General features: G+C 58.9%; 14 protein-coding genes. 7 read left to right on the forward strand and 7 right to left on the reverse strand.

What is annotated here, in order from left to right:
* Positions 1–22: 22 nt before the first annotated feature.
* Both RQP54_RS15290 and RQP54_RS15295 read right to left on the reverse strand, forming a co-directional pair.
* The gene (locus tag RQP54_RS15290) at positions 23–661 is read right to left on the reverse strand and encodes a response regulator transcription factor (protein ID WP_315679245.1); all 639 of its coding nucleotides are present in this window, start codon (positions 659–661) and stop codon (positions 23–25) included.
* 137 nt (positions 662–798) lie between these two features.
* Positions 799–2,862, reverse strand: a complete 2,064-nt coding sequence (locus RQP54_RS15295) for a sodium-translocating pyrophosphatase (protein WP_315679246.1) — start codon at positions 2,860–2,862, stop codon at positions 799–801.
* Positions 2,863–3,091: 229 nt separating this feature from the next.
* On the opposite strand from RQP54_RS15295, the gene ppa reads away from it, so the two are divergent.
* From ppa to RQP54_RS15310, 3 genes are all read left to right on the forward strand, one after another.
* A complete protein-coding gene (ppa, locus tag RQP54_RS15300) occupies positions 3,092–3,628 on the forward strand; it encodes an inorganic diphosphatase (RefSeq protein ID WP_315679247.1) in 537 nt (178 codons plus the stop codon).
* A 134-nt stretch (positions 3,629–3,762) separates the two neighbouring features.
* Positions 3,763–5,442, forward strand: a complete 1,680-nt coding sequence (locus tag RQP54_RS15305; protein ID WP_315679248.1) for an NAD+ synthase — start codon at positions 3,763–3,765, stop codon at positions 5,440–5,442.
* A gap of 47 nt (positions 5,443–5,489) precedes the next feature.
* Positions 5,490–5,828: a P-II family nitrogen regulator gene (locus RQP54_RS15310; RefSeq protein ID WP_304745284.1), complete on the forward strand. Its 339-nt coding sequence runs from the start codon at positions 5,490–5,492 to the stop codon at positions 5,826–5,828.
* Positions 5,829–5,889: 61 nt separating this feature from the next.
* Here RQP54_RS15310 and RQP54_RS15315 read toward each other — a convergent pair whose 3' ends face one another.
* The 5 genes from RQP54_RS15315 to RQP54_RS15335 form a co-directional block, all read right to left on the reverse strand.
* Positions 5,890–6,282 (reverse strand): diacylglycerol kinase, encoded by a 393-nt coding sequence (locus tag RQP54_RS15315; protein ID WP_315679250.1) that lies wholly within the window; start codon positions 6,280–6,282, stop codon positions 5,890–5,892.
* A 5-nt stretch (positions 6,283–6,287) separates the two neighbouring features.
* The gene (locus tag RQP54_RS15320) at positions 6,288–6,830 is read right to left on the reverse strand and encodes an RDD family protein (protein ID WP_315679251.1); all 543 of its coding nucleotides are present in this window, start codon (positions 6,828–6,830) and stop codon (positions 6,288–6,290) included.
* A gap of 4 nt (positions 6,831–6,834) precedes the next feature.
* Positions 6,835–7,446, reverse strand: coding sequence for a DUF3106 domain-containing protein (locus RQP54_RS15325; RefSeq protein ID WP_315679252.1), 612 nt, complete (start codon positions 7,444–7,446; stop codon positions 6,835–6,837).
* A 73-nt stretch (positions 7,447–7,519) separates the two neighbouring features.
* Positions 7,520–7,942: a DUF3619 family protein gene (locus RQP54_RS15330; protein ID WP_315679253.1), complete on the reverse strand. Its 423-nt coding sequence runs from the start codon at positions 7,940–7,942 to the stop codon at positions 7,520–7,522.
* Positions 7,939–8,508 carry an RNA polymerase sigma factor gene (locus RQP54_RS15335; RefSeq protein WP_315679254.1) on the reverse strand — a complete coding sequence of 190 codons (570 nt, stop codon included), beginning with the start codon at positions 8,506–8,508 and terminating at the stop codon, positions 7,939–7,941. Before RQP54_RS15335 ends, RQP54_RS15330 begins: the two co-directional genes overlap by 4 nt.
* Positions 8,509–8,767: 259 nt before the next feature.
* On the opposite strand from RQP54_RS15335, the gene RQP54_RS15340 reads away from it, so the two are divergent.
* The 4 genes from RQP54_RS15340 to RQP54_RS15355 all read left to right on the forward strand — a co-directional run bounded on the left by RQP54_RS15340 (position 8,768) and on the right by RQP54_RS15355 (position 13,727).
* A complete protein-coding gene (locus RQP54_RS15340; protein ID WP_315679256.1) occupies positions 8,768–10,549 on the forward strand; it encodes an acetolactate synthase 3 catalytic subunit in 1,782 nt (593 codons plus the stop codon).
* Between the two features lie 130 nt (positions 10,550–10,679).
* Positions 10,680–11,171 (forward strand): acetolactate synthase small subunit, encoded by a 492-nt coding sequence (ilvN, locus tag RQP54_RS15345; protein WP_315679258.1) that lies wholly within the window; start codon positions 10,680–10,682, stop codon positions 11,169–11,171.
* Between the two features lie 134 nt (positions 11,172–11,305).
* A complete protein-coding gene (gene ilvC / locus RQP54_RS15350) occupies positions 11,306–12,322 on the forward strand; it encodes a ketol-acid reductoisomerase (protein WP_315679259.1) in 1,017 nt (338 codons plus the stop codon).
* 166 nt (positions 12,323–12,488) lie between these two features.
* Positions 12,489–13,727: an HD-GYP domain-containing protein gene (locus RQP54_RS15355; protein WP_315679260.1), complete on the forward strand. Its 1,239-nt coding sequence runs from the start codon at positions 12,489–12,491 to the stop codon at positions 13,725–13,727.
* Positions 13,728–13,773: the final 46 nt, after the last annotated feature.

Genomic DNA, 13,773 nt, shown 5'->3' on the forward strand with positions numbered 1-13,773 from the left:
TGCCAGCGGTTGGAATCCGCTTTCATGACTTTGCTGTTGCCCGGTATCCGCAGCGCGTCGCCGCGACGACGGCCTGCGTTCGGTTCTGGACGTTGAAATGGCGCAGGATGGCAGCCATATGGGTCTTCACTGTTTCCTCCGAGATCGACAGGAGTCGTGCGATATCGGGGTTGGAGCGACCCGCAAGCAATTCGCACAACACCTGCTCCTGCTTGGGACTCAAGGGCATTGGCGCGGTGGCTGGCGCAGGATAGTCCTGATCGAAAGTCTGTGCTGCGGGGGGCGGCATATAGATATCACCTGCCAGCACACAGCGTACAGCGCCAAGCAGTTCTTCACTGACACTGGTTTTCGTCGAGTAGCCAGCAGCGCCTGCCTGAAGCACCTGGTGCATGATTTGGGGATTCGATGACCCCGAAAGGATCAAGACCGGGATGTCTGGATGTCTGCGAGAAAAAATGCGAAGGGCATCCAGCCCGTTCATGTCCGGAAGATGGTAGTCGAGCAGAACGAGTTCCAAGTCAGGGTGCTCAAGTGCTACGCTGAATCCTTGGGCGCAGGTGCCCACGAGGAATACCTCCACGTTGTCCTCCAACGTACGAAGAACCTGTTTCAGTCCTTCCCGGACCAGCACATGATCGTCGATGACCAGAATTTTCATGGGTGGCTGTCGCGCCTGCAGTGTCGCAAACGCACATTATGTCGCGTATGCAGAGCCTGTTGGTGAGGCGGGGGCGCTGAGGAAAAAAAAGAGCCCGCACGGGGTCGGCGGGCTCTGTGGCACAGTGGGGGCAAGGGTCAACCGGTGTGCAATTTCATCATCAGCGGCACGATCAGCAGGGCCACGATGTTGATGATCTTGATCAAGGGGTTGATGGCGGGGCCTGCGGTGTCCTTGTAGGGGTCACCGACGGTATCGCCGGTGACTGCTGCCTTGTGGGCTTCCGAGCCTTTTCCTCCGAAATGGCCGTCCTCGATGTACTTCTTGGCGTTGTCCCAAGCACCGCCGCCGGTACACATGGAGATGGCGACGAACAGACCGGTCACGATGGTGCCCATCAGCAAGCCACCCAAAGCGGCGGGGCCGAGCAGCAGTCCCACCAGGATCGGAGCAACCACCGGGAGCAACGATGGGATCATCATCTCCTTGATGGCTGCGCTGGTCAGCATATCGACCGCGGTGTCATATTCGGGTTTGCCTGTGCCATCCATGATGCCCTTGATGGTCTGGAACTGGCGTCGTACCTCGACCACCACCGAGCCGGCAGCGCGGCCTACCGCTTCCATGGCCATGGCGCCGAACAGGTAGGGAATCAGACCGCCGATGAACAGTCCGATGATGACCATGGGATTGCTGAGGTCGAACGTAATGGTCTTGCCGTAAACCTCCAGCTTGTGGGTGTAGTCGGCAAAGAGCACCAATGCGGCCAAGCCAGCAGACCCGATGGCATAGCCTTTGGTGACTGCCTTGGTGGTGTTGCCGACAGCATCCAGTGGGTCGGTGATGTCGCGAACGCTGGGGGGCAGTTCCGACATCTCGGCAATGCCGCCTGCGTTGTCGGTGATCGGACCATAGGCATCCAAGGCCACGACAATTCCAGCCATGCTCAGCATCGATGTGGCAGCTACCGCCACGCCGTATAGACCTGCCAGTGAGTAGGCGCAGTAGATGGCGATGCAGACAAAGATCACAGGCCAGGCGGTCGAGCGCATCGAAACGCCCAATCCCGCGATGATGTTCGTGCCGTGACCAGTGGTAGACGCTTCGGCGATGTGTTGTACAGGCTTGTATTGGGTGCCCGTGTAGTATTCGGTGATCCAGACCAGCAGCCCTGTCAGTACGAGGCCGACGGTGCAGGATGCAAACAATGCCCCGGCGCCGATGCTGCGACCATCAGCTAGTGCAATGGATGCCGGAAACAGCTGTTGCGTGACAAAGTAAAACGCAATGAGCGACAGAACGCCGGCCACTGCCAGCCCCTTGTACAAGGCAGGCATGACGTTCTTCATGTCCGGCGTGGCCTTCACGAAGAAGCAGCCGATGATGGAAGCGACGATCGAGACACCACCGAGCGCCAGCGGGTACAGCACCGCATTGGTACCGCCGGCAGAGACCATGAGCGCCCCCAGTACCATCGTGGCGATCAAGGTCACAGCGTAGGTTTCGAACAGGTCGGCAGCCATGCCGGCGCAGTCCCCTACGTTATCGCCCACGTTGTCGGCAATTACTGCGGGGTTGCGCGGGTCGTCTTCGGGAATGCCTGCTTCCACTTTACCGACCAGATCGGCCCCTACGTCCGCACCCTTGGTGAAGATGCCACCACCCAGACGGGCAAAGATCGAAATCAGCGACGAGCCGAATGCAAAGCCAATCAAAGGATTGAGCTTGGCGGCGGAAACCTCTCCATTCGGAACCAGGAACCAGTAGAACGCCGAGACGCCTATGAGTCCCAGTCCCACTACCAGCATGCCTGTGATGGCGCCGCCTCGAAAGGCGACGTCCAACGCTGGGCCAATACCCTTGGTTGCGGCTTGCGCGGTCCGCACGTTGGCCCGCACAGACACGTTCATGCCAATAAAGCCACATGCTCCTGACAGGGCCGCGCCGATCGCGAACCCGACCGCACTAAGTGGGTCGAGGAACAGCCCGATGAGTACGGCCAGAATGACACCCACGATGGCGATGGTCTTGTACTGGCGCGCGAGATAGGCCGCTGCCCCGGTTTGGATGGCTGCTGCGATTTCTTGCATGCGGGCGTTGCCCGCGTCCTGGGAAAGAATCCAACTGCGGGCCCAGAAACCGTACGCGACGGCAATGAAGCCACAAACGAGCGCCAGAATCAGCGCCGAGTTGCCTGACATATAAATTCACTCCTCGAATGTTGGTTCGCTAGAGAGGGAGCAACGCCGGGTCACTCCCCATGGCGTTGCTTCCTCGTGCGCGACCCTTCAACAAAGCGGAGCAGTTGCACGATTGGCCAACCGTTTCACTGTACCCGGAAAATTTGCACGTGAGGGCCTGCGCAAGAGCGAAGTAAGTAAAATCAGGGTTAATCCTTATCCGTTTGATTTACTTCAATTTTTCTAAGCCATGTCCCTTGACAACGTCACCCCCGGAAACAACGTCCCTGAATCGTTCAACGTCATCATCGAGATTCCGATGAATGCCGATCCCGTCAAGTACGAAGTGGACAAGGCCACCGGTGCCATTTTCGTGGACCGATTCATGAGCACGGCCATGCACTACCCCACAAACTATGGCTATGTGCCGAAGACCATTTCGGGTGACGGCGATCCGGTGGACGTCCTGGTGGTTACACCGGTGCCGCTGATCCCCGGTGTCGTGGTTCCCTGTCGCGCTGTAGGTATCCTGAAGATGGAAGACGAAGCGGGTCAGGACGCCAAAGTGCTGGCCGTTCCGACCACCAAGATCCTTTCGCTCTATTCGCGCTGGCAAAAGCCGGAAGATCTGAGCCCGATTCGTCTCAAGACCATCGCGCATTTCTTCGAGCACTACAAGGATCTGGAGCCTGGAAAGTGGGTCAAGGTGCTGGGCTGGGAAGGCCCTGAGTCTGCCCACAAGGAGATCCTGGACGGAATCGCTGCCTACGAAGCCGCCAACAAGTAAGCCTTGTTTCGATATCCTCCACGAGAGTCGCCGTTCAGCCTGTTGGGCTGAACGGCGTTTTGCTTTCTCGCCAGGCCGTGCGATGCTAGCGGCTCAGACGTGGCAACATGAGGGCTGTTTTTTTGGGATCCATGATGAGTTTGCGAATTCGAACCGCACAACTGAACTTTGTTGTCGGCGATCTGTCGGGCAATGCGGCAAAGATTCTTGATGCTGCGCGCATCGCCCATGCGGATGGCATCGATCTGCTCTTGACGCCTGAGTTGTCGATCTGTGGCTATGCTGCGGAAGACTTGTTCTTGCGGCCGGGTTTTGTGGCCGCATGTGTCGACGCTGTAGAACGTCTGGCAGTGCAGTTGGCAGAGTTTGATGGGCTCACGGTGGTGGTAGGACATCCTGTGGGCGGCGATGATCGTTCACGCTCGGTCACGCGGTCCCGACGCTTCAATGCTGCCAGCGTGCTGCGTGGCGGACAAATTGCGCACCGCTACGCCAAGCGAGAGCTGCCCAATTACCAGGTATTCGACGAACGTCGTTATTTTGTTGGCGGAGATGCGCCTTGTGTGTTTGAAGCGGGTACTGGTGAGCATCGGATGCGGGTTGGCCTTCTCATCTGTGAGGACGCCTGGCATGACTATCCCGCGAATGAGTCGTTGGCGGCAGGTGCGGAACTGCTGGCGGTCATCAATGCGTCTCCATTCCATGTTGGCAAAGGGGGCGAGCGGGAGGCGGCCATGCGTGAGCGGGTGAAAGCGACCGGTCTGCCGCTCGTCTATGCCCACCTGGTGGGGGGGCAGGATGAGGTGGTTTTTGAAGGTCGCTCCTTTGCGCTGGATGCCCAGGGCGCGACGGTAGCGCGAGCGGTGGGTTTCCGTGAATGCGACTTCGATGTCGCTCTGTCCAGGAGTGCCGCAAATGGGTGGGTTGTTCGGGGCGTCGTCGAGCCTCAGGCCGACGCTGACGCGGATCTTTGGGACGCATTGGTCCTTGGTGTGCGCGACTACGTGGGCAAGAACGGTTTCCCCGGAGTTTTGATTGGTCTGTCCGGAGGCATTGATTCGGCGTTGGTGCTGGCGATTGCCGTCGACGCATTAGGGGCGGAGCGGGTGCGCGCCGTGATGATGCCTTCGCCTTACACCGCAGACATCAGCTGGATTGACGCCCGCGACATGGCGTCCCGCCTACGGGTACGCTACGACGAAATTTCGATCTTGCCTGAGTTCGAAGCCTTCAAGCAGTCTTTGATGCCCTTGTTTGAGGGGCGTGGCGAAGATGCGACTGAAGAGAACCTGCAGGCGCGGATTCGTGGAACCATGTTGATGGCGTTGAGCAACAAGTTCGGCTCGATCGTGCTCACAACCGGCAACAAGTCGGAAATGGCTACCGGTTACTGCACCTTGTATGGTGACATGGCAGGGGGCTTCGCTGTGATCAAGGATTTGGTCAAGACCACCGTGTTCCGCCTAGCCCGCTGGCGCAACGCTCATGATCCCTATGGGCGAGGCCGCAATCCGATCCCCGAGCGCATTATCGTCCGGCCCCCCAGCGCAGAACTGCGGCCAGACCAGAAGGACCAGGACAGTCTTCCACCATATGAAGTCCTGGACGCCATTTTGGAGCGGTATATGGAACAAGACCAGGGTATCGATGCCTTGGTAGCGCAGGGTTTTGCGCCCGCAGATGTCGAGAAAGTTACTCGCCTGATCAAAATCAACGAGTACAAGCGCCGACAAGCTCCAGTGGGAATTCGAGTCACCCACCGAAGTTTTGGCAAGGATTGGCGTTATCCTATTACCAATCGCTTTCGTGCCTGAGCCGATGTGGTTTAGGACGGAACACCAGTTATTTTCGAGGAATACCCATGAAACAGATTACGGCCATTGTCAAACCATTCAAGCTGGAAGAAGTTCGTGAAGCGTTGGCCGAATGTGGGGTGACGGGTCTCACGGTGACCGAAGTCAAGGGTTTTGGACGTCAGAAAGGTCATACCGAGCTGTACCGCGGAGCCGAGTACGTGGTCGACTTCCTGCCCAAGGTCAAGGTCGAAGTCGTTGTAAAGACGGATGACGTTGACCGTTGCGTGGATGCCATCGTGAAGGCGGCGCATACCGGGAAGATTGGTGATGGCAAGATTTTCGTGACCGCTGTTGAGCGTGTGGTGCGCATTCGTACCGGAGAGCAAGACGAGTCGGCGATCTGATCGCAGAGTGTCCTGGGAGTCTTCTGGGAAGGCTACATTCAAGGCACCACGCTGCGGGCACTTAGCGCGAGCCTAGCCAGGCGGAGACGGCGTCCACCCAGGTGACCGTGCACCAGAGCAGTGTCAGTAGGACAGCTGCGCTGCCCATGTCTTTGGCGCGCTTGGCCAGTGCGTGCCATTCACTGCCGAATCGGTCCACGGTTGACTCGAGTGCGGTGTTCAGCAACTCGACGACAAGTACGGCCAGAACGCTACCCAAGAGAAGCGATCGTTCGACCCAGGTGCTTCCCAGCCACATTGCCGTTGGCGCGAGGATCACGCAGGCCAGGGCTTCTTGTCGAAACGCGGTTTCATGCCAGCCAGCCTTCAATCCGTCCAGAGAGTAGCGGGTCGCGTGCCACCAGCGAATCAGCCCGGTACGTTGCTTTTGGGCGCCAACCTCTTCATCCTGCATGGGAGTCACCGTCGGGCAGTTTTGGGTTTCGAGGACGACGGCGATTGTGCCGGGGCGATGTAGACCAGTCGTGTGCCGCAGGCCACGTCGTGCCAGCACTGCTTATCCGTGCGCAGTTGAGCAACCCCGTACCAGGCAACGAACCAGACAGCCCAAGACAGGCCAAGCGCAGACGGCGTGAAGGAGAGTGCCCATGCCAGTATGGCCGGAGGCAGTACCCATACCCAGCAAAGCAGGTAGCGCACCGCTGCCCTGGTCCGGGTCGGTAGTTGCCCGCTGCCTTGCTGTAGGTGCAGGTGCCAAGTCTTCATCGCCAATGTCTGACCCTTGGACCAGAACCAGATGAAGTAAAGGCCGATGATCAGAAAGAGAACCGCCTGCAGGGCGTGGCGATTGTCCAGTGCGTTATGGGTATGCGTCAACACGCCAAAGGGAAGAGCGGTTGCGAACAGCACTCCTGTCAACAGCAGGCCCTCATAGACCATGGCCGCCAAGCGGCGGGCGAGACTGGGTGCGACAGGCGCTGAGTTCGATTGGGCCGAAATCACTGCGTCAAGGAGTCGGTGCGATGGGGAGCAGGGTGTTGGGGTCCAGCCAATCTCTCAGGTTTCCTCGCAATTGCTGCGCCTGACTCCATGGGGTCCCGACGGCCGCTTGCGGCGCATGCAGCAAGGCTGGACTGGTCACAGGGTTGGGTTTCGGGTTCTTTGCCGCACTGGGGCGCTTTTTGCCTGCCTGTGCGGCCAGTTTCTCGCGCTCCTCTGTCGGTAACGCCAGGTACTCTTCCCAAGTGCCGGCCTTGTTGGCCGGTGGCGCCAGCTTTGAGTTGGCGAAGTTCTCCCGAGCCCGTTCGCGCTGTGCTGCGTCGAGTGAAGCCCAAGATGCCATGCGCTCTTGCACTTTCTGCTGATCCACGCTCGAAAGGCTCGCGAAATTCTTGACGATGGCAATCCATTTGCGTCGATGCCCTTCACCGAGCTCATTCCAACGCGGCTGCAATGGCGCCAGGGCAGATTGCTGCGGGGGCGTCAGTTCATCCCATCGGGGCGCACCGATGGCGGGCAGTGCAGTGCGGGCCGTCGCTCCTCCCGCCACCGAGCTGTCGGGGCTCTGCGCCGCCACCTCCAGGCTAACGCAGAGCGTCAGGCCTAACAGAATGGGCAATGTAGGGCGCAACAAGAAGCCAGCGGGCATAGCGTGACCCATCATACACACGCGAGGAACAGCGGGAACAGCGTCAATTGCGTTCCTTCAACTGCAGAAAGCGAGCAAAACCGGGATCCACATAGGCGGCTGGTGGAAGTTCGTCCGCCAGAAGTTCGGTGTCGACGTCAGCCAACTCGTGAGCGCGTTGTTCGTCCCCCAACTCCGAAATGGTCAGCAGTCCGCCCAGCAGCGCCAGCAGTGACAAGACGGACGCCAGCCGTGTCTTCCAGCCGCCACCCCAGGCCAACTGTCCGGTTCCGGCTTGGGTGTGCATCGCCGCGGTGCTCTGCAATATGACGATGCGCCGACGGGCCAATGCCAACTGACGTGCAATGCGCAGGCGCTCGGCAATGTCGGGGTGCACCGAGGCAACAGAGTGGTCCAACTGGGCAGCGATGCGCTTGCCAAAGTGGTCCGTCAGCAGTTGTCGCGTAGCGACGGTTGTATGTTTCATAGTCGTATCCCCTTTGCACTCAAGGCCTTTGCCAATGCCTGAACTGCACGAAAACAGTGCGTTTTGACGCTGCCTGCTGTGCAGCCCATGGCCTGGGCGGTCTCGGCGACGTCCATATCTTCCCAATAACGCAACAAGAACGCTTCGCGTTGACGCTCAGGCAGCACTTCGATTTCTTTTTCGATCGCGGTCAGCACCTGTCGGCGTTCGAGGCTTGTTTCGCCATGTTCCGCATGGTCCTGACCATCGGCCGACAGGAGGCTTTCCAGCAAGTCGAAGTCTCCGTCGTTGTCGGCACCGGCCTCGATGTCGCTGAAGTTGCTGATGACTGCGTTGTGAGTCTTCTGTCGGCGGAACCAGTCCAGAATGGTGTTGGACAGGATGCGTTGAAACAACGGTTGCAATTCGACCGTCGTCTTGTCACCGTAATGGATGGACAGCTTCATCATGCTGTCCTGGACGATGTCCAGGGCCGCTTCCTCATTGCGGACGTGGTAAAGCGCGCGCTTGAAGGCGCGTTTTTCCACATCCTTGAGAAAATCGTTGAGTTCGCGTTCGGTGGCCAATTGCGGAGTTGCCAGAGGCCATCGTGGCCGGTTTCTATGTCAGTCTGGCCTGAATTATCGCACTGACGAGCGGATGCACGGGCTTGGGTGCGCAAGACAATGTCATAATGTGGGCTGCATCATCAAAAGGCAAACGGGTCACTGCTCGGCGCGGATTCAATGCGCTCATGGTTTTGGCCTCAAGTCCTGACGCAACGCCACAAGTGTTTGCGAAGGGGCACCCAAGGTTTTTCGTTAGAGAAATTCACAAAGGTTGATCATGGAAATTTCTTCTGCCGCTATGGCATCCATCGGTTCCAAGAACCCACATTCCGCCGGTACCCACGAACTGCGTGGTGCCGAGATCCTCGTCAAGGCGCTGCAGGCCGAAAATGTGAAGTACGTCTGGGGCTATCCTGGCGGCTCGGTGCTGCACATCTACGACGCCTTCTACAAACAAGACACCATCCAGCACGTCCTGGTTCGGCACGAGCAAGCGGCCGTGCATGCGGCTGACGGCTACGCCCGCGCAACCGGCGACGTGGGGGTGGCTCTGGTGACGTCGGGCCCGGGCGTGACCAATGCGGTGACTGGTATCGCTACTGCCTACATGGACAGCATCCCCCTGGTGGTGATCACCGGACAGGTGCCCACACACGCCATCGGTCTGGACGCCTTCCAGGAGTGCGACACCGTCGGCATCACGCGCCCCATCGTGAAGCACAATTTCCTCGTCAAGGACGCCAACGACCTGGCAATGACGATGAAGAAGGCCTTCCACATCGCGCGCAGCGGTCGTCCCGGTCCGGTGGTGGTCGACATTCCTAAGGATGTGTCCTTCAAGAAGGTCCCTTATTCGGGTTACCCGGCCACGGTGGAAATGCGCTCGTACAACCCGGTGCGCAAAGGTCACGGTGGGCAGATCCGCAAGGCCTTGCAGTTGCTGTTGAGCGCCAAGCGCCCCTACATCTACACCGGTGGCGGCGTCTTGCTGAGCAATGCAACGCAGGAACTGCGTACCCTGGTCGACATGCTGGGCTACCCGGTGACCAATACTTTGATGGGCTTGGGCGCCTATCCGGCCAGCGACCGCAAGTTCCTGGGTATGCTGGGTATGCACGGTACCGTGGAAGCCAACAACACCATGCAGAACTGTGACGTCCTGCTGGCCGTGGGGGCGCGCTTCGATGACCGCGTGATCGGCAACCCCAAGCACTTCGCGCAGAACGAGCGCAAGATCATCCACATCGACATCGACCCGTCGAGCATTTCCAAGCGCGTGAAGGTCGATATTCCGATCGTTGGCGACGTCAAGGACGTGCTGACCGAGATGATCGGAATGATCCGCGAAACCGGCGGCAAGCCGGACTCGGGTGCGCTGTCGTCATGGTGGGAAACCATTGAAGGCTGGCGTGGGCAGAAATGCCTGAACTATGATTTGGGCAAGGGCGATGTCATCAAGCCGCAGGCGGTAATCGAAACCCTGTGGAACATGACCAAGGGCACCGATACCTACGTTACCTCGGATGTGGGACAGCACCAGATGTGGGCGGCCCAGTACTACAAGTTTGATGAACCGCGTCGCTGGATCAATTCCGGTGGCCTGGGGACCATGGGCGTGGGTATTCCCTATGCGATGGGCATCAAGCTCGCCAAACCAGAAAGCGAAGTGTTCTGCGTGACCGGCGAGGGTTCCGTGCAGATGTGCATCCAGGAGCTGTCGACTTGCCTGCAGTACAACACGCCGATCAAGGTGCTGGCGCTGAACAACCGCTACCTCGGGATGGTGCGCCAGTGGCAGGAAATTGAGTACTCGGGCCGTTATAGCCACAGCTACATGGATGCCTTGCCCAATTTCGTGAAACTCGCAGAAGCCTATGGCCATGTCGGCATGCTCATCGAGCGCCCGCAGGACGTGGAGCCAGCGCTGCGCGAAGCACGCAAGTTGAAGGACCGCACTGTATTCATGGACTTCCGCACGGATCCCACAGAGAACGTGTTCCCGATGGTGCAGGCCGGCAAGGGCATCACCGAAATGCTGCTGGGGTCGGAAGACCTGTAACCCAAAGCCTGCGCCTCGTTCGATCCGGTTCGACCAGGGCGCAGACACCAATCAGAAGACCAATCTATTGCCTGCCAAGCCCGGCGGTTACCGCCACCGGGGGAGGGCAGCGAAAAGAGGAATCGACATCATGAAACACATCATTGCCGTCCTGCTGGAAAACGAACCTGGGGCCCTGTCTCGGGTCGTGGCCCTGTTTTCAGCCCGTGGATACAACATCGAGTCGCTGACGGTAGCACCAACCGAAGACGCGAGCCTGTCGCGCATGACCATCCAGACCACCGGTTCGGATGACGTCATCGAGCAGATCACCAAGCACCTCAACCGCCTGATCGAAGTGGTCAAGGTGGTCGACCTGACCGAAGGTTCCTACATCGAGCGCGAGCTCATGATGGTGAAGGTGCGCGCGGTCGGCAAGGAGCGTGAGGAAATGAAGCGCATGGCGGACATCTTCCGTGGTCGCATCATCGATGTGACGGAGAAGAGCTACACCATCGAGCTGACGGGCGACCAATCCAAGAACGATGCGTTCCTGGAGGCGATTGACCGCACCAGTATCCTTGAGACCGTGCGCACCGGCTCCAGCGGCATTGGCCGCGGCGAGCGGGTGCTGCGGGTCTAGCAGAAGAGTTTTGCATGCGCCTTTTTTCTGGCTCGGCGCATGTGGATTTGTGGCGACAAGTTCCTACCGGTCGTCCTGAGCCAGGGTCTAAGCAAAAACCGGGCGCCATCGCCAACATTTAATCGGAGAAAGAAATGAAAGTTTTTTACGACAAGGATTGTGATCTGAGCCTGATCAAGGGCAAAACCGTTGCCATCATCGGCTACGGCAGCCAAGGCCATGCCCACGCCCAGAACCTGAACGACTCTGGCGTCAAGGTCGTGGTCGGCCTGCGCAAGGGTGGCGCATCTTGGGACAAGGTGGCCAAGGCTGGTCTGAACGTGATGGAAGTAAACGATGCCGTGAAGGCCGCTGATCTGGTCATGATCCTGTTGCCCGACGAGAACATCCCTGAGGTATACAACAACAACGTGGCGCCCAACATGAAACAGGGTGCCACCCTGGCGTTCGCCCACGGCTTCAACGTGCATTACAACCAGGTGGTTCCCCGTGCCGATCTGGACGTGATCATGGTTGCCCCCAAGGGCCCTGGCCACACCGTACGTTCCGAGTACCTCAAGGGCGGCGGCGTGCCTTCCCTGATCGCTGTGTACCAGGACAAGTCCGGCAAGGCCCGTGACCTGGCCCTGTCCTACGCCATGGCCAACGGTGGCGGCAAGGGCGGCATCATCGAGACCAACTTCAAGGAAGAAACCGAGACCGACCTGTTCGGCGAGCAAGCCGTGCTGTGCGGTGGCGCAGTCGAACTCGTGAAGATGGGCTTCGAGACCCTGACCGAAGCCGGTTACGCCCCCGAAATGGCCTACTTCGAGTGCCTGCACGAGCTCAAGCTGATCGTTGACCTGATGTACGAAGGCGGCATCGCCAACATGAACTACTCCATTTCCAACAATGCGGAATATGGAGAGTACGTGACCGGTACCGAAGTCATCAACGACAAGTCGCGCGAAGCCATGCGCAATGCCTTGAAGCGCATCCAGACCGGTGAGTACGCCAAGATGTTCATCCTGGAAGGCCGCACCAATTACCCGAGCATGACGGCCCGTCGTCGCCTGAATGCAGAGCACTCGATCGAGAAGGTCGGTGCCCAGTTGCGCGCCATGATGCCCTGGATTGCCAAGAACAAGCTGGTGGACCAGACCCGCAACTAAGCGCACTCCACGTTCGCAGAAAAGGCCGCACACAGTGCGGCCTTTTTTTGCGCCGCCTTTCTTGGTGCAACACTTGTACCGATTGAGGGTAGTCCCGACGCCAGTCTGTGGCCGGCAGTGGATATACTGGGCAGACTAGGACCATACTTTTTTCAACGCTCCGTACATGCTCAAGAAAATCAGTGTCCAGCAGCTGACCGTTGGAATGCACCTGAAGGAGTTTTGCGGCTCCTGGATGGAGCATCCGTTTTGGCGAACGGGGTTTGTCATCACGGATCCCAAGGACATCCAAAGCATCCTGGCCAGCAGCATCAAGGAAGTCTGGATCGACTGCAGCAAAGGCTTGGACGTGCCTTCAGGCGAAAAGGCAGTATCCGAGGCTGAGAGCGATGCGCAGGTCGAAGAAGAACTCAATTCTGTGGCCAGTGCTGCGCGCGAGATTGCACCTGTGTCGACTGCAGAGGAAATCGAGCGTGCCGCCAAGATTTGCCTGCAGTCCAAGCGGGCGGTCATTTCCATGTTTGAAGAGGCGCGCATGGGAAAGACCGTGGACACTGGTGGCGCCAAGAAACTTGTCGAGGAGATCACGGACTCGGTCAGCCGCAACCCGGGGGCGTTGATCAGCTTGGCTCGACTGAAGTCGGCCGATGACTATACGTACATGCATTCGGTGGCGGTCTGCGCCATGATGGTTGCCCTGGCAAAGCAACTCGGGTTGGACGAGGAGCAGACACGCTCCGCCGGCATGGCAGGTCTGATGCACGACCTGGGCAAGGCCCAGATGCCGATGGACGTGCTCAACAAGCCCGGCAAACTGACGGACGAGGAATTCGCGATCATCAAGACCCACCCGGAAGAAGGCTACAAGCTTTTGCAAGCCGGGGTGGATGTGGATCCCATCATCATGGATGTCTGCCTGCACCACCATGAAAAGACCGACGGCTCGGGATACCCCAAGGGCCTGAAGGACGCCGAGATCAGCCTGTTTGCCAAGATGGGTGCAGTGTGTGACGTCTACGATGCCATCACCTCCAACCGCCCGTACAAGGCGGGATGGGACCCGGCGGAATCCCTGCGCAAGATGGCGGAATGGGCCAACGGGCACTTTGATACCAAGATCTTCCAGGCTTTCGTGAAGAGCCTGGGCATCTATCCGATTGGCTCCTTGGTTCGCCTGCAATCGGGGCGCCTGGGGGTGGTGATGGAACAGACGGCCAAATCGCTGACGACACCGCGCGTCAAGGTGTTCTTTTCGACCAAGTCGAACATGCGCATCCTGCCCGAGGTGGTCGATCTGTCCCTGCCCAATTCCAACGACAAGATCGTCAGCCGCGAGGACCCGATGAAGTGGAAATTTTCCGACCTCAACGAGCTCTGGTCCGGACAGTCCAAGCCGACCTGGTAGCCTGACGCAGGCCGCAGCTTTTCCTCAAATTGGCCGCCAGTCCGCG

Source organism: Curvibacter sp. APW13, from assembly GCF_032337135.1.
Lineage (GTDB): Bacteria > Pseudomonadota > Gammaproteobacteria > Burkholderiales > Burkholderiaceae_C > Allorhodoferax.